This window comes from Pontibacter sp. HSC-14F20 (assembly GCF_019599265.1).
Taxonomy (GTDB): Bacteria; Bacteroidota; Bacteroidia; order Cytophagales; family Hymenobacteraceae; genus Pontibacter.
In genome coordinates this window covers 138,737-160,719 of sequence record NZ_JAHZTC010000009.1, presented here as the reverse complement: position 1 = coordinate 160,719, position 21,983 = coordinate 138,737, and the positions used below count along the sequence as shown (strand labels likewise).

Sequence of the window (21,983 nt, the reverse complement as noted above, 5' to 3'; positions counted from 1 at the left end):
CTCACGCAACGCGTGTAGACTATAACCGCTCAAAGTGCTTAACTGTTCCAGTTGTTTTGCTTTAAGCAGGCGCTTTCAGCTCACACTATTTTTAATGTGCTATACCTTGCTTACCATCAGTTGATTAACAAATAAAACAGGCAAACTATTTTTTCTAAAGCTTTTCGTAAATGATAGCAGCACCCTGGCCTACGCCTACGCACATGGTGGCCAAACCGTAGCGCACGTTATCGCGGCGCTTCATTTCGTGCAGCAAAGTGGCTGAGATGCGGGTACCGCTGGCGCCGAGCGGGTGACCAATGGCAATGGAGCCACCATTCATATTCACAATGTCCGGGTTAATGCCCAGCTCCTGCACACAAGGTATAGCCTGCGCTGCAAAAGCCTCGTTTATCTCTGCCAGACCAATATCATTGATGGTAAGCCCTGCACGTTTCAGAGCTTTCAGGGTTGCTGGTACGGGACCCATACCCATGTAAGCGGGCTCCACGCCTGCCACCGCCGCCGACACAATGCGTGCCATGGGCTTCAGGTTGAAGCGCTTCACAATTTCTTCACTCACGACCAGCGAAGCCGCCGCACCGTCGTTTATACCGGAGGCGTTGCCTGCCGTTACGGTGCCTCCTTTTTTGAAGGCTGCGCCCAATGTGCCCAGTTTCTCAACTGAAGAAAGGCGTGGGTGCTCGTCGGTGTCGAAGATGATCGGGTCGCCTTTGCGCTGCGGAACAGGTATAGGGATGATCTCATCTTTGAACTTCCCGGCTTCGGCAGCTGCCTTGTACTTAAGCTGCGAACCGTGGGCAAATTCGTCCTGCGCTTCACGTGAAACTCCGTAGCGTTCAGCCACATTCTCAGCTGTTTCGCCCATGGTATGCGGATAGTGCATCGACGAGAGCGTGTTGTTCACAAAGCGCCAGCCGATTGTTGTGTCGTAGATTTCAGGAGTACGGGCGAAAGCGGTTTCGGCTTTCGCCATCACGAAAGGGGCACGGGTCATGCTCTCCACGCCACCGGCCAGGTATACTTCACCATCGCCGCAGGTAATGGCACGGCCCGCATCGATGATGGACTGCAACCCCGAAGCGCAAAGGCGGTTCACGGTCACGCCGCCGATTTCGCTCGGAAGCCCGGCCAACAGGAGCGCCATTCGGGCCACGTTGCGATTGTCTTCCCCGGCTTGGTTAGCAGCCCCCAGCACTACATCCTCAATCAGGCTCGGGTCTACCTGCGGATTGCGGGCCATTAACTCCTTCAGAATAAAGGCTGCCATGTCGTCGGGGCGCACACTGCTGAGCGCTCCGGTAAACTTGCCAACGGGTGTTCTGACGATATCAATTATATAAGCTGTACTCATCAATTTTTGTTTTACAGGTCTTTGTCTAATTTTGCATCTCTTTGCAAGTTAAATTAACCCCCTTATGATACAAAGAATTCAAACCGTATTTCTGGCGCTCATCGTGGTTGCCATGGTGTCGCTGTTGTTTTTGCCACTCTGGTCTAAAGTAGATATTACTACCGGAGAAGAAGTCGTACTGACCGCCTGGAGCCTGTTCTTCCAGACCGTGAATGAACAGGGCGAGGCCGTGCAGGCGGGCGCTCAAACAGGCACGAGCACCATCGCGATTGGGATACTCGCTATTGTGGCCGCAGGTGTGGCTTTGTATGAAATTTTCCAGTACAAGAGCCGCCTCAATCAAATGAAGTTTGGCCTGATCAACTCAATGGTGTTGATCGCACTGTTTGGCACATCGTTTTACTATGCCAACTATGTAGGCAATGGCATGGCCTCTGGCAACGAAGGTAACTACGAGGCTGGTTTTTACATGCCCATCTTGGCGCTGCTGCTCAATGCCCTGGCTAACCGCTTCATCAAGCGTGACGAAGACCTGGTTCGCTCGGCAGACAGGTTGCGCTAAGGTATAGCTAACCGCATCAAAAAAGGCTTCTCTTAACCGGAGAAGCCTTTTTTGTTTTCTTCAGGTATAGCTTGCGATGGTGTTGCTGCTATACCTGCTAAATCTTATACCTGCTAAGCTGTCGCTCTTTTCGCCACAGGTATAGCACCCTTCTTCGACTTCTTGCGCAGTTTGTTGATCCAGATAATAGTACCTGTTATCGGCAAACTGGTCGCTACAAGGCAGGCGATGAAGTAAAGTATTTTGGAGAAAGTGCCATACACATTGCCCACGTGCAGCGGCTTGATAGACGAAATTATTTGCTCGTTGAACGGCTTGTCGGCAAAGATCTCTGCCTTCAGCACCTGGCCACTGTACTGATCAAGCTGCACTTTGTCTGATGCTGCCGGTGCGAAAAAGCCTACTTTGTTTATGTTGATGGAAACAGTAGCAGCTGAGTCGGCTGGCAACGAAATGCGGTAATCGCCTTTATAAGGCAGCGCGGTTTCGGCCGACTTCACATAATCTGCAATCGTAAGCGTAGCGGCCTGAGACTGGTCAGCCGGCACTTTTGACAAGAGTGGCTCTTCTTTGCGGTCTTTCTGCTGCTCTACGCCCAGCACTTTAAAGAAGCCCTCTTTATACCATTCAAATGACCAGGTGAGGCCGGTAAGCGACATTACCAGCAGCAGGAACGACGAGTAAAAACCCAGCGAGTTGTGCAGGTCATGATTCACGCGTTTCCAGTTGCCGCTCCATTTTATTTTGAGGCCCTGTCGCCAGTTTTTCACTTTCTGCGGAATCCAGATCACCAGCCCACTGATAACGATCAGCGTAAAAATAATGGTTGCCCAGCCTACAATCGGACGGCCTACTTCGGTATCGAGCAGCAGCCAGCGGTGCAGACGGAACATGGTCATGAAAAACTCGGAGGTCGGGCTTTCGGTCGTACCGATTACTTCTGCAGTATAAGGGTTCACGAGGTAGTTTGTGCCACGGTCGCGACCACCACCACCTCCACCTTTCCCGCCAGGACCAGCACCCGGACCGGCTTTGGCTACAGCGCCTTCCGGTCCTTTTTTGCCCTCGCCGCCTTTCTCACGGCCACCTTTTTCGCCACCACGGCCTTCAGCACCTTTTCCTTCATCACCTTTGTTCGCCTTTTTCACATTCACAGTGTAGGTACGGCTGGCATCGGCAGGTATAGTGATAGAACTTACTTTACCTCCCGTCTCGGCTGCTACTTTTGCAATGATTGCTTCAGCTGCCATGGGCTTAGCCCCCGCCTCTACCTGCACGGTAAATTTCTCCGGCTCCATAAACTCCTGCACCTCGGTATTGAAGGTATAGATGGTACCGCTCAGGCAGACCACAAACAGGATAAGGCCGCTTGCTATACCCATCCACAGGTGGAGGTCATTGAACAGCTTGCGCACCTTTTGCCAGGTTGATTTTTGTCTTGGATTCTGTTTCATGATAGAGAGATATTTAGCTAAAAAGCCCTCCTTGCTGTTGCCGGCAAAGAGGGGAGGTATTGTAGGGCTATTTTCAGTTTATTCGTTCCAGAACACGCGCGAGCGGAAAGGGTCAATTGCTCCCTGTTTCGCTACTTCGTCGCTGTTGGTATATACCTCCGACTGACGGTAAGTCAATCTTCGTGGCCTGAAATCCGGGTCAGCCGACGGGCTCTGCAGCGACTGTGGCAACCTGCTCAGGTAGCCCAATCTCCTGAAGTCATTCCAGACCTCGATGCTGCTGATGCTGTTCAGCGCCAACCATTTCTGCCCGATGATGCGCTCAATTTTATTTGGGGCAAGTGCAAAGTTAACAGATGGCTGAAGATTATAAACTGTAAATTCTCCTGCCGGCACGTTCATGTACTTAAAGGATTCTTTGATCGCCTCCTCATATAGTTGCTCTGCTCCGCTCAGCCAGCCCCTTTCGGCCGCCTCGGCCTGCAAGAACAAGCTCTCAAAAGAAGACAGCAACACGGATGGTTGTTGCGCACTTTTCAACAGGCCTGCCGGTTGGTTCCCGTTCTCGTTCGGTCCCAGCAAAGCCGATGTTTTTGCCATGGTAAAGTCAGCACTGGTGGCTCCGAGTGGTACGCCTACGTAGTCTCCATGCACACTGCGGTAGAGTTTGGGCAGGCGCGGGTCGTTGCGCTCTTTGTACTGCTGTACCAGGTATGCCGTAGGGCGCAGGGTGTTGTAGCCTGTGGTAAGCGCTCCGGCCTGGTTGCGGTAGTAGGTGTCCCAGAAAGGATTTTGCAGACCGGCCGTAATCTGGTAGCCCGGATTCACCAAGGCACTCTCGCCAGCACCCAGAAAACCGCTTCCCTCCTGCTTGATCTTGGCCAGTTCATCGTTGATGTAGCCTGCTCTTCCGGCTTCAGACTGGCGAAGCAAAGCTCTCAGCTTAATGGTATTGGCAAACTTAATCCAGAGTGTCAGGTTGCCTTTGAAAACCACGTCGTCAGTCACCGGCTTTTTAGACAAGGCAGGAGCTGCTTTGATGTCCTGTATACCTGCTGTGATCAGGTTGATGGCACCGTCATACACCACCTGTCCGTCTTCGTACTTGGGCGTTACGTTTTTGCTGCCCTGCAGCGCATCCGAGAAAGGCACATTGTTGTAAAGATCTACAAGCCGCATGAAGTGCCAGCCCTGCATGATCTTCGCTATACCTACATAGGCTAGGTCGCCGGTGGTAGCGGCACTATTTTCAATGTCTTTGTAGTTCACCAGCGTGGTGTAGCTGTCTTCCCAGATCGGGCGACCATCGCGGTCAAAAGACATGGCCTCCACACCGTAGGTTTCCTCCAATCTAAACAGCGAGGTGTTTACCGGCCCGTCGGTGGCTTTGGCCCAGTAACCTACCCACACAGCACCCAGTTGGTTCAGGGTACCGGTTTCAAGGTTTACGGTCTTGACAAGAGCGGTCGGTAATTTTTGCTCCACCGGCACATCGGTCGGCGCATTAGGGTTGACATTTGTATCCAGAAAGCTGTCGCAGGCGGTAAAAGCCGTGCCGGTCAGTGCTATCAGGATAAAGGATAATAACTTTTTCATATCACAAAGTATGCAGAATGATCTTATTTAGAATGCCACATTTACATTGAAACCAAACGAACGGGTCGGGGGCAAGTGTCTCCAGCTCATGTAACCCTCGCTGCTTCCGCCGGCGTACACAAATTCCGGGTCGTTGTAGATGTTGTCTTTTGCCCATATAGAGAACAGGTTGCGGCCCACGAAGCCGATTGTCGCTTCTTTCACCAGGTTCTGACCATCCAGCCAGCCCATTGGCAAGGTATAGCTCAGGCTCAGCTCACGTATTTTAAAGAAGTCAGCGCTCACCGCGTAGTTCGACTGCACCGGAGCTACAAAATTTGCCCAGTAGTTGCGGTCGCCTTTGGTTTGTATCTCGGTGTTTGGCGTGAACACGCCCGGAGAAGTTTCAATGACTGAGTTAGGTATAACAAACGCCTCGCGGCCATACTGCGTTGTAAGCGGGCTCGTGCCATCTGATAGCATGCGGGCAGCTGCCTCGGTATAGACCACCGCTCCCATTCTCCAGTCGAATTGCGCACCTAACTGAAAGCCCTTGTACTGCACCGAAGTGTTGAGACCTAACTGGTACGGCGGTGTGCCGGTGCCGCCATAGTATAGCTCTGACGTGCTCGTCGGATTGCCGGTAGCCGGGTCCACGATCACTCTTCCCTGCGGGTCGCGTCTGTAGTCGGTGAACAGGTAGCTGTTGTATGGCTTGCCCACGATCAGGTAGTTCTGGCGGAAGTGGAACAGCTGATCGATTCCGCCATAGATTTCCTCTACCTCGCTTCTGATGTGCGTGAGGTTGGCGCCTACATTCCATACCAGGTGGCCACGCTGAATCACATCACCATTAATGTTCAGCTCGATGATCTTGTTGCTCGCTTTAAAGGCATTCACCCAGGCAGAAGTAAAGCCAGATCCGGCAGAAATGTCGGCCAGGATGGTACCGTCCGTTGTTTTGGCATCCACGTAGGCAGCCTCCAGGTTCAGGCGGTTCTGGAAGAAGCTCAGCTGCGTACCCACTTCAAGCGAGGTCACAAATTCAGGCTTCAGGTTCGGGTTGGCATCGGAAGTACCCAGGCTAAAACCAGGCAGGTTTGCGTATGGGAAACCGTCGGTCTGGCTATACACGTTCTGCAACTGGTAAGGGTCCACTACTACGTTGCCGGTCTTGTTGTAAGAGGCGTATACCTTGCCGTAAGAAAGCATGCTGTTGTTTTGGAGCGCAGGTATAGCATCGCTGAAAACAAACGACGAACTCACGCCCGGGTAAAAGTAGCTGCGGTTTTCAGGACTCAGCACCGACACGGATTCCTGGCGACCGGTAAAGGTCAGGAACAGGTAATTGTTGTAGCCGGCAGTAAACTCTCCGAAACCTGCCACCTGTCTTCTCTGGCTGATGCCGGACTTGCCACCCAACTGCCCCAAACGGTTGTCTTGATTGAACAGGCCGGGCACTACCAGCGCCGAGGCGCTCAGATTGGTTATTTTGCTGTCGTCGGTGCGCAGGTTGTTGCCCAACAGCAAACGGGTGCTGAACTTACCGAAGTCCTTGTGCAGGTCGAGGATGAAATCGCTGTTGATGCGACGGAAGGTGTTAGTAGCATCGTTCACGCTGCCCGGTATGTTGGTACGGCCCGGCGTGGTATAAGTAAATTTACCTACTGTGGTACGGGTGTCGGTGTTGCGGCTGTAAAGGCCCAGACGGTAGATGGCGCTGATCCAGGGAGCAATCTCGTAATTGAGCTCTATGTTTCCGGTCAGCGTCTGCTGCTCATTTACCGTGCGCTGGTTATCGGCGTTGAAGTATGGATTCGGTTGATTGGTGCTGAACCAGTAGTTCGGGTTGGCGTGCAGCGTGTTTTCCCAGTCTTTCAGGTCGGCAAAAGGCAGGCTAACCGGCAAACGGTATACTGTAGACCATGGCTCACTTTGCGTTACATCACTTTTGTTGAACACGTAATTAACGTTATAGCTGGTGCTCAGCTTGCCAAAAGAACGGGAACCGTTAAAGCGGGCGCCTGAGCGTCTGTTTTTGTCGCCTTCAATGATGCCTTTGGTCAGTACATCCTGCAGTGAGAAATAGTAGGTTGACTTCTCATCGCCACCCGAAAAGTTCAGGTCGTTTTGAGTGGTGAAGCCCGTGTTGAAGAATGCTTTTCTGCCGTCCGGGTGGGCGCTGTATGGTAGTTGCCATTGGCTACCGTCTGGTAGCACAGGTCCTACAGGGCGCAGTTCCCCATCGAAACGCGAACCCCAGGACTGGTACTGCAGCGGGTCATACACGCCGTTCAGGCCCTGCCCGAATTCTGTCTGCTGTTCCGGCAGGCGCGAGATTTTATCAAAAGTAGTTGTGTTCGTGAAATTGATTCGCTGTGCTCCTGCCCGGCCTTTTTTGGTCGTGATCATCAGTACACCATTTACCCCGTCAGAGCCGTATACCGCTGCTGCGTTGGCGCCCTTTAGCACATTGATGCTTTCAATATCATTCGGGTTGAGGCGATTAATGTCAGGTATAGGTACACCGTCCACCACGTAAAGCGGCGCGTTATTGCCGGTATGCGAGCGTATGCCGCGTAGGTTTACCTGTACATCCGGATCTACTTTACTGTCGAACAAGTTGATGCGCAGGCCTGATACCTTACTGGCCAACCCAAGTATAGGATTCACTACTTTACCCTGGTTCAGTTCGGCGGTGTTGAGTTGAGCACTGGCCGTACCTAGTTCGCGTGCGGGACGCTTAATGCCGAGTGCGCCTGTTACGACTACTTCAGATAGCTGTGTGTTGCCGGGCTGGAGCTCTACCTGCAGCGAACTTGCATTTCCGTTTACCGGCACTTCCTGAGAAGCATAACCAATGTATGAGAAAACGAGCACTTCCCCTTCTTTGGCACGAATCTGAAAAGTTCCGTTCGGGTTCGTCGTGGTTCCGTTGTTTGACTCTTTCACTCTAACCGTAACACCTGGCAGTGCTGTGCCGGTCGCCTGTTCTGTCACCTGCCCCGAAACGGCCAGGTCCTGTGCTGAAACTCCAAGCGCCATGAGTATGAGAAAAGCCGACGCCAGTAAATGTTTGAACATATCTTTATAAGGTATAGTATTTGGGTTTAAGGCAATGCTGATAAAGGCATTGCCTTTTTTTAGGTGACACACTATTTAGATATAGTCTAAATAAACGTAACTTGCGCAAAAGTATAACTTACAAAGCTATTTTGGTAACGGGTAAGGGAATTCTTTTATCAAATGAGGGAAAACATGGAGCAAGACGTGAGTGAACCGAGAAACAGTGAAAAAGACTGTACCAGTCAGCAATTGGCTGAGCAAAACCGGCCCACCTACTGCACCTGCCAGAGCCCAAATGCGCGTGCGGCTTCCGAGGTCAGCATGCGCTTTCCATCCGGCGAAATTCACTTCAGCCACACAGCCTTTAGTTTATCGAGTAAGAAAGTGGTAGGATGTTTTAACAGTGAGGACTTTGCGCAGCTATACTTTTCGATGCGCGGGAAGAGCTCTTTCAGAGTAGGAGACAACCCAAAAGCCTTTGCCAGTTTTGACGCCCAGCAGCATAACCTGCTCTTCTTCTCCGACGCACAGGCGCGACAGGAAATAAAGCCCGATCCGCAGGTGGAGATGATGACGGTATACATCCCTTCTGACTTTCTGCTGCATTATCTACCCGAGACAGGAAACCCTTTTTCAGAATTGCGGGAGCATATCCTGGCTGGTAAGCCTGCACGGCTCAGAAAAGGAAATTTGCCCATTACGCCAAAGATTATCTCGGTGCTGCAAGAGTTGCTCAACTGCATGTACACGGGCTACTGCAAGCGCATGTTTGTGCAGGCGAAGGTGATCGAGCTCCTCATGCTGCAGTTTGAGCAATGTGAGCAGGACGAAGCACCAAGCACGAACGGGCTGAAGCAAACGGATATCGAAAAGATGCTCCACGCCCGCGACCTGATCCTCAAGAATATGGAGTGCCCCTGCTCCCTGATTGACCTGGCCCACATGGTCGGCACAAACGAGTATTACCTTAAAAAGCACTTCAAGCAGGTGTTCGGCACCACGGTGTTTGGCTACCTGAACACTTACCGCATGGAGCAGGCCCGCAAGATGCTGCTCGAAGGTGACCAAAAAGTAGGCGATATTGCAAGTGCCCTGGGCTTTAAGTACGCCGCCCACTTCACAGCTGCTTTCAAAAAACACTTCGGCTACCTGCCCCAAAAGATTAAATCGTAGGCTTGCTCCGCCTCTCAGGTATAGGAGAGTCTCTTTCGGACAAAGGAGTTTTTGACAGAGGACAAAAGACCTTTCGGTATAGGCTCCTTTTCCTGCCGCTTAAGTTGGTCATGCCACTACTATCATGCTTTAAGCAACGTAATGCCCACGACGCTTAAGAAGTAAACAGGCAATGCGAACTCAGATCCTTTAAGACGCAATTTACGCTGAGTACTCTTATATTCTTTGTAAAAACTCCTTTGTCAAAATTTTACCCTCCCTCTTAAATAAGAAAGAGCAACAGGATTTTGTACCTGTTGCTCCCCCGGGTGTTTCTATTGACTTGGCTATACCTTAGCGTCTGCGGCTGGTATACTGCTCCAATTCCCGCACGTGGTGGTCTGACTGGAAGACGTCGTAGATGTAGTAGAAGCGCTCTTTGTCGCACACATTGTCGTAGGCGAACTTGGCAAACTCGAGTCGGGTGCTTTCAAACTCAAAAGCTAACAGCACGTTGCGCAGGTCCTCTGACAGGATGCTGCTATTACGCACCGCTTCGCGGGCAACAGTGAGGCGGGTACTCTCGAAGTCGCGGCCTTTCATAGCGTCGATCAGGCGCTCCACGTCGTAGCGCTCCAACAGGTTGCAGCCGTTGGCGGGTTCTTCGTAGCGGGGCGGAGCGGGTTCATACCTATCGGGGTAGCGCGGCGGCACGACCACTACCGGTGGCGGCCCCAGTGGTATCTCGCTGATCACGCGCAGACTCACTTTACGGCCCGACACGCGCACAGCATAATTCGTTTCGAAACCGGCGCGGGCCAGCACATTTATACCTGTCCTGTAAATACCATGGCGGCCTCTGATCCGGAACTCCACATAATGGTTGCCGGGCCGCAGGTGCGTGATGCGCACAAAGTTGGAAGCCGAACGGTTGATCAGGCGTCCATCCAGCGCCATCTGGAAGGGCTCGCCCCTGTGGGTGGTAAAGGTAACGACAGTGGGTTGTGCGAAAGCCGGCAGCGCCAGCAGCACAAACAAGAACGGTAGTAGAAGCTTTTTCATGGCTTATAGGTTTTAGCGTATACCTTCGCCAAGCCAATTATTGTGCCAGTTTATGGAACTAAAGTGCAGTGGGGTTTGTCTGCGGGGATTTTTGGTTTGCAGGTATAGGTATAAGAAAAAACCACAGGCGCTACACCTGTGGTTTTCCTTTAGAGCTTATTAAACTTTTACCCTTCGTAATAAAACTCTCCCTTATCAGTCTTAATTGTAAGTTCGTTGCGTTCGCTGGTTTCTACGCGGCCAACAATCTGTGCCTCCACACCAAACGACTTTGAAATATCGATCAGGTTTTGAGCGTGTTGCTCCGGCAGGTATATCTCCAGGCGGTGGCCCATGTTGAAGACCTTGTACATCTCTTTCCAGTCGGTGTGGCTCTGTTCCTGTATGATGCGGAACAGTGGCGGCACAGGGAAGAGGTTGTCTTTGATGATGTGTACCTTGTTGGTGAAGTGCAGCACTTTGGTCTGGGCGCCGCCGCTGCAGTGCACCATGCCATGTATGTGCGGGCGGTGCTGATTCAGGATTTCTTTCACGATTGGCGCATAGGTACGGGTTGGTGAAAGCACCAGTTTGCCTACTTCCATACCTGTTTTCTCCTCCACATCCGTCAGGCGGTAATTGCCGGCGTACACCAGATCCTTTGGCAGTTCCGGATCGTAGCTTTCCGGGTAAGAAGCTGACAGGTACGAGTGGAACACATCGTGGCGGGCAGAGGTAAGGCCGTTGCTGCCCATGCCACCGTTGTACTCGTCTTCATAAGTAGCCTGCCCGTGCGAGGCGAAGCCTACAATCACATCACCAGCTTGTATGTTGTCGTTTGAAATCACTTCGTCGCGGCGCATGCGGGCGGTCACGGTGCTGTCCACAATGATGGTCCGCACCAGGTCGCCTACGTCGGCTGTCTCGCCGCCTGTGCTGTAGATGCCGATGCCATTGTCGCGGAGCATTTGCAGCACCTCCTCGGTACCGTTGATAATGGCGGCAATCACTTCGCCAGGTATAAGATTCTTGTTGCGGCCGATGGTAGAAGAGAGCAGGATGTTATCCGTTGCGCCCACGCACATCAGATCGTCGGTGTTCATCACCACAGCGTCCTGCGCTATACCTTTCCATACGCTCAGGTCGCCGGTTTCTTTCCAGTACATGTAGGCCAGGGCCGACTTGGTTCCTGCGCCGTCGGCATGCATGATGGCACAGTACTCGGGGTCGCCGGTGAGGATGTCGGGGATGATCTTGCAGAATGCTTTCGGGAAAAGCCCTTTGTCGATGTTCTTGATGGCGTTGTGTACGTCTTCCTTGGAGGCGGACACGCCGCGCCGGAGGTATCTATTTTCCATTGTGCTGGTCTTGCTTGCTTTACAAATTTAAGAAAGGCCTTTGTATATACGGCAAAAAGAAATGCTTTTAAAAAGCTGTGGTGGCAATTATTAGTCGAGCCGGCATTTCACAGAGCCAAATCCAACAGGTATAATGTAGAGCGTTTCGAAAAAAAGCAGCCGCTATACCTTGCAAGCATCTTGTAATATATTGGCTCTTCTATATAAAGAAATTTAAATAAAATATAAAAAAAGAAATTGTTGATTTCATGCTTCAGCATGCTTGTATTTATATCTGCACGGGCACAGGACTCGCTGCAGGCGTAGCAGCGGTATAGAAACAGCATCGGCGGCTACAGTGCAAGACTATAGCCGCCGATTTTTATTTATTTATATAAGGTATAGCGCTATACCTTATACCTGCTACTCCTGAATGCGCACCACCTTAAACTCAGTGCGGCGGTTGCGTTGGTGTTCGTCTTCGGTCTTAGCATTGCGCACCACCGGGCGGCCCTCGCCATAACCTCTGGCCGTAATGCGCGACTTGTCTATACCTTTGGAGATGATGTAATTCACGGCAGACTGGGCACGGCGCTGCGACAGGTCCTGGTTGTAAATATCTACACCACGGGAGTCAGTGTGCGAGCTCAACTCGATGGAGATACGCGGATTATCTACCAGTATCTGCACCAGTTTATCGAGTTCTTCAGCAGCGTCCGGTCTGATGTCAGCTTTATCGAAATCGTAGAAGATGTTCTCGAGTACGATGGCTTTTTCTTTCACGATCTCGGTCAGCAAGAGGTCAGCAGTCAGGCGCACTTCGTTCACCTCGTTTGGCAACTGGTTCTGTGGCGGCATCTTACCTACAGTGCTCACGCGCTGGCGCGCCGCAAAGAAACCGGCTTTCTCGGCGAGTAAGGAATAAGTAGTAGCACTGTCGAGCGGGAATGAGAACTTGCCTTCTGCATCAGCTGTGGTTTCGGCTATTTTCTGCCCACTGTTGTCCTGCAACACCACTTGTGTGTTCGGTACCACCACTTGCTGCTTGTCCTTGTCGCGACGTTGGTAAACCGTGCCATCTACAAAGAAGTTCACCAGTTTACGCACCGATTTGGCAATTGCATAAATGTCGTCGCCCCCTTTGCCACCTTCGCGGTTAGAGGAAATATAGCCTGTAAGAGCATCCTGGAAAAAGATCCCAAAATCGTCGCCGCTGGAGTTAACCGGTACACCCATGTTCACGGGTTTGCCATCTTCAATCTTAAAAACATCGAGCCCGCCCAAGCCTGGCAGACCGTCAGAAGCGATGTATAGTGTGCCATCCGGCCCTATGTATACATAACTTTCGTTACCCGGCGTGTTGAAATCCGGACCCATATTTTCGGGAGCAGAGAAGCGTCCGTTGTCGTCGATGGTGGTTTTGTAGATATCGTTGCCTCCAAGTCCTCCTTTGCGGTCAGAGGAGAAGTAGAGCGTTTTGCCATCGGGCGTAAAAGCCGGAGAAGAATCCCAGGCGCGCGGGTCGCTGATGTTGAGCAGTTTGGGTTCTGTCCAGGCATTGGAGCGGTAGAACGAGATGAACAGGTCTACGTTGCGGCGGCCTTTCTTGGTACCTTCGTTGCCACGCGCAAAAACCATCGTGTTTCCCTCGTCAGCAAATGTCGCCAGGGCCTCGTGCAGGTCGTCGGTGTTTATACCTTCCAGCTTGCGCACGGCAGCTCCCAGATTGGCCGAGTCGCCCAATGTAGTCGCATACAGGTTCAAAAAGCCTTCGCCATTGCCCAGGTAGGTTTTGCCTGGTCCGCGGGAGGACGAGAAAACCAATTCGTTGCCACGCACAAAAGGTGCAAAGTCAGAGCCTTCTGTATTTAGTGCTTCTAGGTTATAAATTTCAAAACCTGTGTTTTTCTTCAGGATGCGGCTCAGTTGGCTCAGCGTTTCGACTTCGCGCAAGGCAAGGGTTTTGAGCTCCTGTTTGCTGCCGATGCGGGCATAATCCTGCATCTGGCCCAAAGCGGCTTCGTACTTGCCATTGGCTTTGAGCGCCATGCCGTAGTAAAAGAAACCTTCCTCTTTGCGATAGTTGTTGTCGAGCGCAGCCTTGTAATAAGTTTCGGCCTCCGCCAGTCGGTTAGACAAGCGGTATGACTCAGCAATGCGGTAGTTGATCTCGCCGGTATTCCTAGCCCCTTTCAGCGCCTGCTTGTAGTACTCGATGGCCCGCTCATACTGCTCTTCTTCAAAGCGCTTTTCGGCCTTGCTCAAGTACATGCCCGCGCCGCAGGAGCTGAGCACCACTGCCAGCAGCAGAACGGCTGCTGTAAACTTCAGGTAATTAGCCACTGACTGTGTCGATAGCGTCTGCTGCATGGGGGTAGTTTTTGAATTAGCGGATCTAAAAATACCTGGAGAGCCAGCTTTGCTGCGCCGGCCGTGGCCAGGCATCCTGCAGTTCTCCGTAATTATTTACCAATGTATCAAAATATAAGGTCTGTCCGTCAATCTCGCCGGCGGCCACTTTATTTTTCAGTTCGTTCATGCTCACCACCTGCATCTGGCCGTCTTTCAGGAAAGCCAGGCGGGTACGGTCGAAGAACGAAATGCCAAAGCGCTGCTCCAGTTCCCGCACAAAACTCACCGATGAGTCGATGGAACATCCACTGGCAGACGTAACGGCTTCGTTGTTAGCCAGCACCAGAAAACGATCGTGCAACAAACTGGCCGACGCCTGTAGCCCCGCCCCATGACTGCTCCAATCAGTAGCAAAACGCTCCAGCATTGGCTTTATTTCTTCCTGCTCTACCGCCGTCAAAGCCCTATCAGCCTGGTAAATCCAGAGCCGGGCATGCGGTGGCAATTGGTCAAAAGGGATATACATTTTTTAATTCTTGAACTGTTGATTGTTAAATTGTTGCCTCAAAAAACGTGCAGATTGTTGACGGCTGATTAGCTGATGGCTGTACGTGTTCCAGCACACTGGCTGATGATCAAACAAGCATGTGTCGATGGGCCTGTTTACCTAAACAACGATTAAACAACTTAACAATATAGCAATCTATTTACCCAGCCCCTCGGCTTGTGCGATCAGCTCGGCAATGTCAAAAACTTTTACGGTTTCTTCCTGCTCCTTGTTTTTCACGCCGTCGCTCATCATCACCATGCAGAATGGGCAGGCAGTTGCGATCACACCGTCGCCTGTACCGAGAGTGGCCAGGGCCTCTTCCGTACGCTCAATGTTGATGTCTTTGTTGCCCGTCTCCGGCTCCTTGAACATCTGGGCACCACCAGCACCACAGCAAAGTCCGTTGGCACGGCTGCGCTTCATTTCTACCAGGTCAGCATCGAGAGCGGCCAGTACGTCACGCGGGGCTTCGTAAATGTTGTTGGCGCGACCCAGGTAGCAGGAGTCGTGGAAGGTGATGCGCTTGCCTTTGAAGGCCTCACCGCCCTGCACTTTTACCTTGCCCTCGTTGATGAGCTGCTGTAGGAACGTGGAGTGGTGAATCACTTCATAGTTACCACCCAGATCCGGGTACTCATTTTTAAGCGTGTTAAAGCAGTGCGGACAAGCCGTTACGATCTTCTTCACATTGTAGGCATTGAGCACTTCGATGTTGGTGATCGCCTGCATCTGGAACAGGAACTCGTTACCGGCTCGCTTAGCCGGTTCGCCAGTGCAGCTTTCTTCGGTGCCCAGTACAGCATATTTTACGCCTACGTGCTCTAAAATTTGTACGAAGGCACGTGTTACGCGCTTGTAGCGGTCGTCGAACGAACCGGCACAGCCAACCCAGAACAGCACTTCCGGCTCTTCGCCCTTCGCAGCCATTTCCGCCATGGTCGGCACTTTCACTAATCTTTTATTTTCTTCCATCTGTGTATTTGAAAAGGACAAAGGACTGCTTGACGAAAGACAAAGGACATGTTTGTGAGTCCAGTATCATAAAGTCTTTTGCCCTATGTCTAAAAATTCTTTTGTCTAGTTCTTACTCGGCACATACAGGTCCTCCGCCCAGTTGAAGCGGTCGGATGGTGAGAAGGCCCATGGAGCACCGTTGTTCTCGATGTTGGTGAACATCGTGTTTATCGAAGCAGGGGCAGCAGATTCTTCCAGCACTAGGTAGCGGCGCAAGTCCATGATGGTGGACAGCTGGTCGATGTTCACTGGGCAGGACTCCACGCAGGCATTGCAGGTGGTACAGGCCCAAAGCTCTTCCGGTGTTATGTAGCCACGCAGCAATGTTTTTTCGTCTGTAGTCTGCACGCGTTCCACACCCAATTCTTTGTAGTGATTTGGCGCAAAGATAGCCGGATGTCCGCCTTTCTCTTCCATGCGGTCGCGGGTATCCATTACGATCTTACGCGGCGACAGCAGTTTGCCAGTCAGGTTAGCCGGACACACCGAGGTACAGCGGCCACACTCGGTACAGGTATAGGAATCCATCAGCTGTTTCCAGGTCAGGTCCTCTACGTCCTTGGCACCGAAGCGCTGCACAATCGGGTTTCCCTCTGCGTCCATTTCCGGTGCCGGCGGCTGGTAGCTTGGGTCCAGCATCGCTTTGATCTCGTGCGTGATAGCCGGGTTGGTCGTAAACTTACCCTTCGGCCACAGCTTGGAGAAGTACACGTTCGGGAAAGCCATGATGATGTGGAAGTGCTTGGAGCTCGGCAGGTAGTTCATAAATGCTAGGATGCCGATGATGTGGATCCACCAGCCAACGCTTGCTATCGTCGCCAGTGTACCGGTGTCGCTGCCAAAAATATCCATAAAGGAGCTGCTCACCGGAAAGGTGCCCGGCAAGGCATGGTTGTTGAGCGCAGCCAGTTTCAGGTCTGCTATGTTGAAGGCAAAGAGGGCAAACATCAGCACGATCTCGGTGATCAGGATCACGTTGGCATCCATCTTGGGCCAGGCGCGCATCTCCACGCCAGTTGCCAGGCGTGGCACTTTGGTCACATTGCGACGCCACAGGAAGATAACACAGGCAATAATCACAAGGGCAGCCAGAATCTCGTTCACGGCCATCAGCCCATCATAGAACGGGCCCAGGAAACCGAGCACCCGGTGCGTGCCGAAAATCCCGTCGATCATGATCTCCAGCACCTCGATGTTGATCACCAGGAAACCAACGTACACAAAAAGGTGCAGCACGGCCGGCAACATGCGCTTAAACATTTTCTGCTGGCCAAATGCCACCAGCAAGGTTTTGTTAATGCGCTCCGACGGATTATCGCTTAGATCGACGTCACGCCCTATCAGAATGTTCTTTCGAATCTTGCGGATCTGCCACACAAACAGGCCGATGCCCAGGCCTGCTACTATCAGGAAGATAATGTTCTCGAGTTGAATCACGGTGAATTATTCGTTATACATACCAATTCATAGATAAAGATAGCAGAATAGTGAGAATAAACGTATACAAGGGCACTTTTTTAAAATATTTTTGCCCGAAAGTTTGCGTCTTCGGATTTGGTTACTACTTTTGCATACTCTTTCGCAAGAGGGAGAAACAACAGAGCTGGTGATGTAGCTCAGTTGGTAGAGCAAAGGACTGAAAATCCTTGTGTCGTTGGTTCGATTCCAATCATCACCACCAGCTTGAACCCTTACCTTAACAGGTAAGGGTTTTTTGTTTTTATACCCTTCTCACTTTCCACTGCCCTACTATACTTCATAATAAGCTACTGGTTGTCTAAATCGATTTCGGGCTGCAATTCTTCCTGTATTTTAGTACCTTAGCTGTTACAACATCTATTAACGCCATGAAAAAACCCTACTGGAGCGCCATTTTTGCGGGCATGGCCGCCGGCATCGGCACTGTGCTTGTGCTGGCTCTTATCTATATGTTTTTCATCCAGAACATACAGCTTTAACCCATGACCCGACGAAAAACCTTCTGGGCTGCCTATGCCATGGGCTTTGCCGTTACAAGTATTATTGCCGTGTTTGCCTTCTACATGCTCAACCAGACTGTACCGCAACACGTGAACTGGCAGGCGCTGCAACTCACCAATCTACAGGGTGAGCCTACAACTATAGAAAAATATAAAGGGAGAGTAGTGGTGCTGAACGTGTGGGCTACCTGGTGCAAGCCCTGCATCGAAGAAATGCCTTCTATGGACCGCCTCCAGCAGCTATACCCTGATAAGATTGCCGTGGTGACCGTGTCGGACGAGGAAGTGGAAAAACTGCTGAAGTTCCGGAGCCGACAACCTTATACCTTTACCTACCTCAGGGCCAGCACCCCGCTTGCCAATCAGCAACTGACAGTATACCCGACTACCTACATATTGAACCCGAGCGGTGAGGTAAAGGAGATATACCTGGGAGGTCAGCCCTGGGACAGTGAGAAAATGCAGAAGAAGCTGCTAAAATACTACTAGGGACAATTGGCGCGAAGCTCCAGCAGCGCCGCGGAATAGCCAAGCCGATACGCTTCATTAAAGTGGGCGCAGGCAGAGTCGGGCTGCGCTTGTTCCAGCTCGGTGCGGCCAAGCAGGTAATACACCCGACCATTGGCGTTGTCAGCGCGGAGCACCTGGCGGTAGTCTGCCTCCGAGGCGGCATAATCTCCTGTTCTGTAGTACCCAAAGCCCCGGAAGGTCAGCGCACTGGCCCATGACTCGCCTTTAGAGGTATGGCGCAGAAAGTTGGTAAAATCGGCTATGGCTGGTTCGAACTTCTGCAGGTAAAATAAGCGCACCTCTCCCCTGTCCAGCTGGGCTGTATGCAGGGTGCTGTCAAGCGCGAGGGCTATACCAAAATCCCTTTCGGCTTCTTCATACTTTTCCAACTTGGCGAGGCTTTTACCTCGCATCATAAATACTTCCGCAGAGGGTCTATCCTGCAGCGCAATCACTTGGTTCAGGTCCTCCACAGCCGCCCGGTAATTTTCATTTACGTTCATCGAGATGCTCGCTCTCGTCAGGTAAGCATCCGCATGCTTTGGCCGAAAGTAGATGGCATCATTCAACAGGCTGTGGGCGCTGCTATACTTGCCGTGCTCGATGTAGCTGAGGGCCGTTTTATACCTGTCTTCGCCCGTGATGTAGTCCATGGTAGACTTGAGCAACACACTGAACACAAACATGAAAGCAAAAAAGCCGAGCGTGATATAGAGGTCCTTGCGCACAAAGCGGCGCCCTTCGCGGCGAGGTATGTTCTGGTAGTGCCGCTCCGACACGGGAGCAGGCGGCCGGGTTTGCCGGTAACGGGCGTGGTGGTGCGGCTGGTGCTGGCGAATGGCCTGCCGCTGCTCGTTCAGGTACTGCAGGCGCAGGTCATAGCGCGCGCGTTTGCCCGGATCCGACAAAGTCTGGTAAGCAGAGTTAGCGACCTTGAACAGCTCCTCAGCTCGTGCATCGCCCGGGTTTCGGTCAGGGTGATACTTCAAAGCAAGCCGTTTGTAAGCCAGTTTGATCTCCTGCGCCGAAGCTGTGGGGCTCACGCCTAGTATGCTATAAAGATTATGCTCCAAAGGGGCTGATGTAACAAAAAAATGATACTTGAGTTAAGTAAACACGGACAAGATACAGCAAATTCCGTACTACAACTTTAACTGATTGCATCTTCCGTAAATATTTCAATATACTACCGTATACATAAAAAGCACTAAAAAGCTGGCACTATGAACGACAACGGCACAAGAGAAAAAAGCACTAACCTTATTGAGAACCTGATGGGGTATATCGATACCCGCATAGACATTATACGGCTTGAGATACAGGAAAAGATGAAGGCAGCCATGGTGGGTGCCATACACGGTGTACTGCTGGGCTTTTTCGGCCTGATGAGTTTTCTGTTTGTGAGCATTTTCCTGGGGCTGCTGCTTAACCACCTGCTCGACAGTTCTTTCTGGGGCTTCGGAATTATTGCCTTGTTCTATGTAGTAGTGCTGGTCATACTGCTAGTAGGCCTCGATAAAAAAGTGTTCCAGGGTATGGCAGACAAGGCTTTGGATAATACCATCTATAAAACCGATAAACGAGAAAATCAGATATGAGCGAGATAACAAACCCCTTGTTCGACAGTGAACGGGAACTGCTGGAGCGCCAGAAAGAAGAATACAAGAAGGCCCTCATGGGTGATGTGGATCAGATAAAAACGCAGGGCCAGCAGATTGGCAAAAAGGTGGCCATAGCCGGCGGTGTGCTGGTAGCAGGGCTCTTGCTCCGGAGCATGTTCAGCGGCGGCAAAAAAAAAGTTAAAACGCTAAAGGGCAAGAAGGCTGCCAAGCAATCGAAATACGCTACAAAACAGCCGGACGGACTTGGCTTCCACAAATATGCATACGAACAGGAGGATAGCTATACCGCCAACAACGAGAACATGGTCGGCTATGACTCTTTTGTACACGAGCAGGAAGACGCCTACACCTTGTCCTCTGAGCGCATGTCGCCCGCACAACGTGAGCCAAATCAGCAGACCGGCGTGTCCAAAAGCTTTGTGAATTCTGAGCTGATGCACGTCATCAGTCAGCAGGTAATGGCCCTGCTCCTCGTATACCTGACTAAAAAGGTAGAGGAATACTTAAGCACTGTTTCTAAAAATAGCGATATTGCAGCAGCACCCATCGAGGTGACTGAAGTAGAAACCATTGCTTATACCATTCCGGAAGAGGATGCCATTCAACAACCTTTGTAACAGACAGCAGCATGAGCCAGGCAGAAAGCACTTCGCCCTCCTGATCGACCCCGATAACCTGGACGAAGCTTCCTGCCTGAACCTGCTCTCGATGAGCGAAACTCATCAGGTAGATTTTTTCTTTGTTGGCGGAAGTCTCATTACCACCGACAACCAGGCCGCTATTATCAAACTTATAAAAGATAACAGCGCTATACCTGTCATTCTCTTCCCGAGCAACAGCCTGCACATCGACAAGCAGGCCGACGGTATTTTGCTTCTTTCCCTTATCTCGGGTCGCAACCCTGACTTCCTGATCGGCCAGCACGTGCTTTCGGCCCCTATTCTCAAAGCCAGTGAGCTGCAGGTATACCCTACCGGCTACATACTCGTGGATACCGGCCGCCAGACCACAGCCTCTTACATGAGCGGCACCACGCCTATACCTTACGACAAGCCTGCTATTGCTGCCTGCACTGCTATGGCCGGTGAACTGCTGGGGTTGCGTTACATATACCTGGACGGTGGCAGCGGTGCGCTGTATCCTGTCAGCGCTGACATGATTAAAGCCGTGCGACAGTCGGTAGAGACGCCTATTATTGTAGGAGGAGGTATCGATACGGCGGCTAAGGCAAAGGCAGCACTGGAGGCTGGCGCCGATGTGATTGTGGTAGGTAACCACATAGAAAAAAACCCCGGCTTTCTGGCCGAGGTTTCTCATACTATAGCTTCTTATAATCTAGCCTTAGATGTTCATCGCTGATTCGCGACGGCGCATCTTACCGGCAGGTATACCAAACATCATCTTGAAGCGACGGCAGAAGTAAGCTGTATCTTTGTAGCCTACATCCTTACCGATTTCACGGATGCTCTTCTTCGTGGTACGAAGCAGGAACACGGCACGCTCCATACGCTGGTATTCAATATAATCCTGTGGGTTTATACCTGTCAGCATTTTGAAGTACTGACCTACATAGTCCTCAGAAACGTTGGCAACGTTAGAAAGCACTTTGTTAGACAAGTCGCCACCCAGGTTCTCCTTAATATAGTTGAACAGGTCGATGAGGCGAGGGTCTTTGAAGTACGTGCTGTTGGTAGCCAGTTGCTCCACAAACATTTTGTTGCGCAGGATGTGACGTACGATCTCTACCACGATGTTCTCGGTGTAGATGCTGATCAGACGCTCTTTGCCTGGCAGGTCCTGCATACTTTCTTCCACTACCTTAATCACCAGGTTAGCCAGTTTGTTGTTTCCTGAAATCAGGAACGCTGGCAGGTCAAGCGATGCAAAGAAGTTAACAGAATCGAACACTTTCGCTTCGAAGCTCACATAGCTGTGGCTCTCTTCCGCGTCGCCGATCAGGTCGAGGTCGTTGTTGCTCTTAAAGAACTTTTCTCTGTTGGTGATCAGATCGTCATTTGTGATAGACCTGCCATCGCCGGAACCATAGGTTACCTTTGTGCTTCGTCCACCCGGTATAAAGAGCAATTCGCCCTCCTCTACCATCTGTTCCTCCTCACCAAAGAAAATTGTACCTTTATGAAGCAGAATCAGGTTGTTGCCTACGTCGTAGTAATTGCGAACCGAGAACGGCTGCTGCAACACCAGATTTTTCGCTTTAATGAATCGCACCCCAAGCGACTCAATAATCTTATTGTAATCTTCCATGTGTGTTACCAACTAACTTTTATACTATAAACCCTTTGATTTTGGCCTAAAGCTAAGGTTTATCTTTATAAAATTCAAAATATTTTAAATATTTAATTTTAATTCAATAAACCCTATCCTTAGCCTAAATAACACAGGAACAAAGGTTTA

The 21,983-nt window shown here is 51.2% G+C and carries 18 protein-coding genes and 1 tRNA gene; 7 read left to right on the top strand and 12 right to left on the bottom strand.

The window, feature by feature from the left end:
* Positions 1-154: 154 nt before the first annotated feature.
* Positions 155-1,354 (bottom strand): acetyl-CoA C-acyltransferase, encoded by a 1,200-nt coding sequence (locus tag K3G39_RS11115; RefSeq protein ID WP_220626239.1) that lies wholly within the window; start codon positions 1,352-1,354, stop codon positions 155-157.
* 64 nt (positions 1,355-1,418) lie between these two features.
* Between K3G39_RS11115 and K3G39_RS11110 the strand changes: the two genes are divergently transcribed.
* Positions 1,419-1,916, top strand: a complete 498-nt coding sequence (locus K3G39_RS11110; protein WP_220626238.1) for a DUF4293 domain-containing protein — start codon at positions 1,419-1,421, stop codon at positions 1,914-1,916.
* Positions 1,917-2,029: 113 nt separating this feature from the next.
* On the opposite strand, the gene K3G39_RS11105 is transcribed toward K3G39_RS11110, so the two are convergent.
* The 3 genes from K3G39_RS11105 to K3G39_RS11095 all read right to left on the bottom strand — a co-directional run bounded on the left by K3G39_RS11105 (position 2,030) and on the right by K3G39_RS11095 (position 8,029).
* Entirely contained in the window at positions 2,030-3,370 is a 1,341-nt protein-coding gene (locus K3G39_RS11105; protein ID WP_220626237.1) for a PepSY domain-containing protein, read from the bottom strand.
* Between the two features lie 78 nt (positions 3,371-3,448).
* Positions 3,449-4,966, bottom strand: a complete 1,518-nt coding sequence (locus tag K3G39_RS11100; protein ID WP_220626236.1) for a SusD/RagB family nutrient-binding outer membrane lipoprotein — start codon at positions 4,964-4,966, stop codon at positions 3,449-3,451.
* A gap of 27 nt (positions 4,967-4,993) precedes the next feature.
* The gene (locus tag K3G39_RS11095) at positions 4,994-8,029 is read right to left on the bottom strand and encodes a SusC/RagA family TonB-linked outer membrane protein (protein WP_220626235.1); all 3,036 of its coding nucleotides are present in this window, start codon (positions 8,027-8,029) and stop codon (positions 4,994-4,996) included.
* A 174-nt stretch (positions 8,030-8,203) separates the two neighbouring features.
* On the opposite strand from K3G39_RS11095, the gene K3G39_RS11090 reads away from it, so the two are divergent.
* Positions 8,204-9,184, top strand: a complete 981-nt coding sequence (locus tag K3G39_RS11090) for a helix-turn-helix transcriptional regulator (protein ID WP_255594244.1) — start codon at positions 8,204-8,206, stop codon at positions 9,182-9,184.
* Positions 9,185-9,517: 333 nt separating this feature from the next.
* On the opposite strand, the gene K3G39_RS11085 is transcribed toward K3G39_RS11090, so the two are convergent.
* The 6 genes from K3G39_RS11085 to K3G39_RS11060 form a co-directional block, all read right to left on the bottom strand.
* On the bottom strand, positions 9,518-10,225 hold the full coding sequence (locus tag K3G39_RS11085) for a DUF4476 domain-containing protein (RefSeq protein WP_220626234.1): 708 nt from the start codon (positions 10,223-10,225) through the stop codon (positions 9,518-9,520).
* 167 nt (positions 10,226-10,392) lie between these two features.
* On the bottom strand, positions 10,393-11,562 hold the full coding sequence (locus K3G39_RS11080; protein ID WP_220626233.1) for an AIR synthase related protein: 1,170 nt from the start codon (positions 11,560-11,562) through the stop codon (positions 10,393-10,395).
* Between the two features lie 402 nt (positions 11,563-11,964).
* Complete coding sequence (locus K3G39_RS11075; protein WP_220626232.1) at positions 11,965-13,911, bottom strand: OmpA family protein; 1,947 nt, start codon at positions 13,909-13,911, stop codon at positions 11,965-11,967.
* 25 nt (positions 13,912-13,936) lie between these two features.
* A complete protein-coding gene (locus K3G39_RS11070) occupies positions 13,937-14,419 on the bottom strand; it encodes a hypothetical protein (protein ID WP_220626231.1) in 483 nt (160 codons plus the stop codon).
* A 177-nt stretch (positions 14,420-14,596) separates the two neighbouring features.
* Positions 14,597-15,415, bottom strand: a complete 819-nt coding sequence (locus tag K3G39_RS11065) for a (Fe-S)-binding protein (RefSeq protein ID WP_255594243.1) — start codon at positions 15,413-15,415, stop codon at positions 14,597-14,599.
* Between the two features lie 105 nt (positions 15,416-15,520).
* Positions 15,521-16,894, bottom strand: coding sequence for a (Fe-S)-binding protein (locus K3G39_RS11060; protein WP_220626230.1), 1,374 nt, complete (start codon positions 16,892-16,894; stop codon positions 15,521-15,523).
* A gap of 168 nt (positions 16,895-17,062) precedes the next feature.
* On the opposite strand from K3G39_RS11060, the gene K3G39_RS11055 reads away from it, so the two are divergent.
* Together K3G39_RS11055 and K3G39_RS11050 are read left to right on the top strand one after the other, a co-directional pair.
* A tRNA-Phe gene (locus tag K3G39_RS11055) sits at positions 17,063-17,138 on the top strand.
* Positions 17,139-17,418: 280 nt separating this feature from the next.
* Positions 17,419-17,925 (top strand): TlpA disulfide reductase family protein, encoded by a 507-nt coding sequence (locus K3G39_RS11050; protein ID WP_220626229.1) that lies wholly within the window; start codon positions 17,419-17,421, stop codon positions 17,923-17,925.
* Here the strand turns inward: K3G39_RS11050 and K3G39_RS11045 are convergent.
* The gene (locus K3G39_RS11045; RefSeq protein WP_220626228.1) at positions 17,922-19,019 is read right to left on the bottom strand and encodes a tetratricopeptide repeat protein; all 1,098 of its coding nucleotides are present in this window, start codon (positions 19,017-19,019) and stop codon (positions 17,922-17,924) included. The genes K3G39_RS11050 and K3G39_RS11045 overlap by 4 nt on opposite strands.
* 150 nt (positions 19,020-19,169) lie before the next feature.
* Here K3G39_RS11045 and K3G39_RS11040 point away from each other — a divergent pair, with 150 nt between their 5' ends.
* From K3G39_RS11040 to K3G39_RS11030, 3 genes are read left to right on the top strand one after another with little or no spacing between them, the layout of a single operon-like run.
* Positions 19,170-19,544, top strand: coding sequence for a phage holin family protein (locus K3G39_RS11040; protein WP_188500708.1), 375 nt, complete (start codon positions 19,170-19,172; stop codon positions 19,542-19,544).
* Positions 19,541-20,185 carry a hypothetical protein gene (locus tag K3G39_RS11035; RefSeq protein WP_220626227.1) on the top strand — a complete coding sequence of 215 codons (645 nt, stop codon included), beginning with the start codon at positions 19,541-19,543 and terminating at the stop codon, positions 20,183-20,185. The genes K3G39_RS11040 and K3G39_RS11035 overlap by 4 nt, the downstream gene beginning before the upstream one ends.
* The gene (locus K3G39_RS11030) at positions 20,163-20,927 is read left to right on the top strand and encodes a geranylgeranylglyceryl/heptaprenylglyceryl phosphate synthase (protein ID WP_220626226.1); all 765 of its coding nucleotides are present in this window, start codon (positions 20,163-20,165) and stop codon (positions 20,925-20,927) included. Before K3G39_RS11035 ends, K3G39_RS11030 begins: the two co-directional genes overlap by 23 nt.
* Here K3G39_RS11030 and K3G39_RS11025 read toward each other — a convergent pair.
* The gene (locus tag K3G39_RS11025) at positions 20,910-21,833 is read right to left on the bottom strand and encodes a helix-turn-helix domain-containing protein (RefSeq protein WP_076421288.1); all 924 of its coding nucleotides are present in this window, start codon (positions 21,831-21,833) and stop codon (positions 20,910-20,912) included. The two genes, K3G39_RS11030 and K3G39_RS11025, sit on opposite strands and share 18 nt — an antisense overlap.
* Between the last annotated feature and the right edge of the window lie 150 nt (positions 21,834-21,983).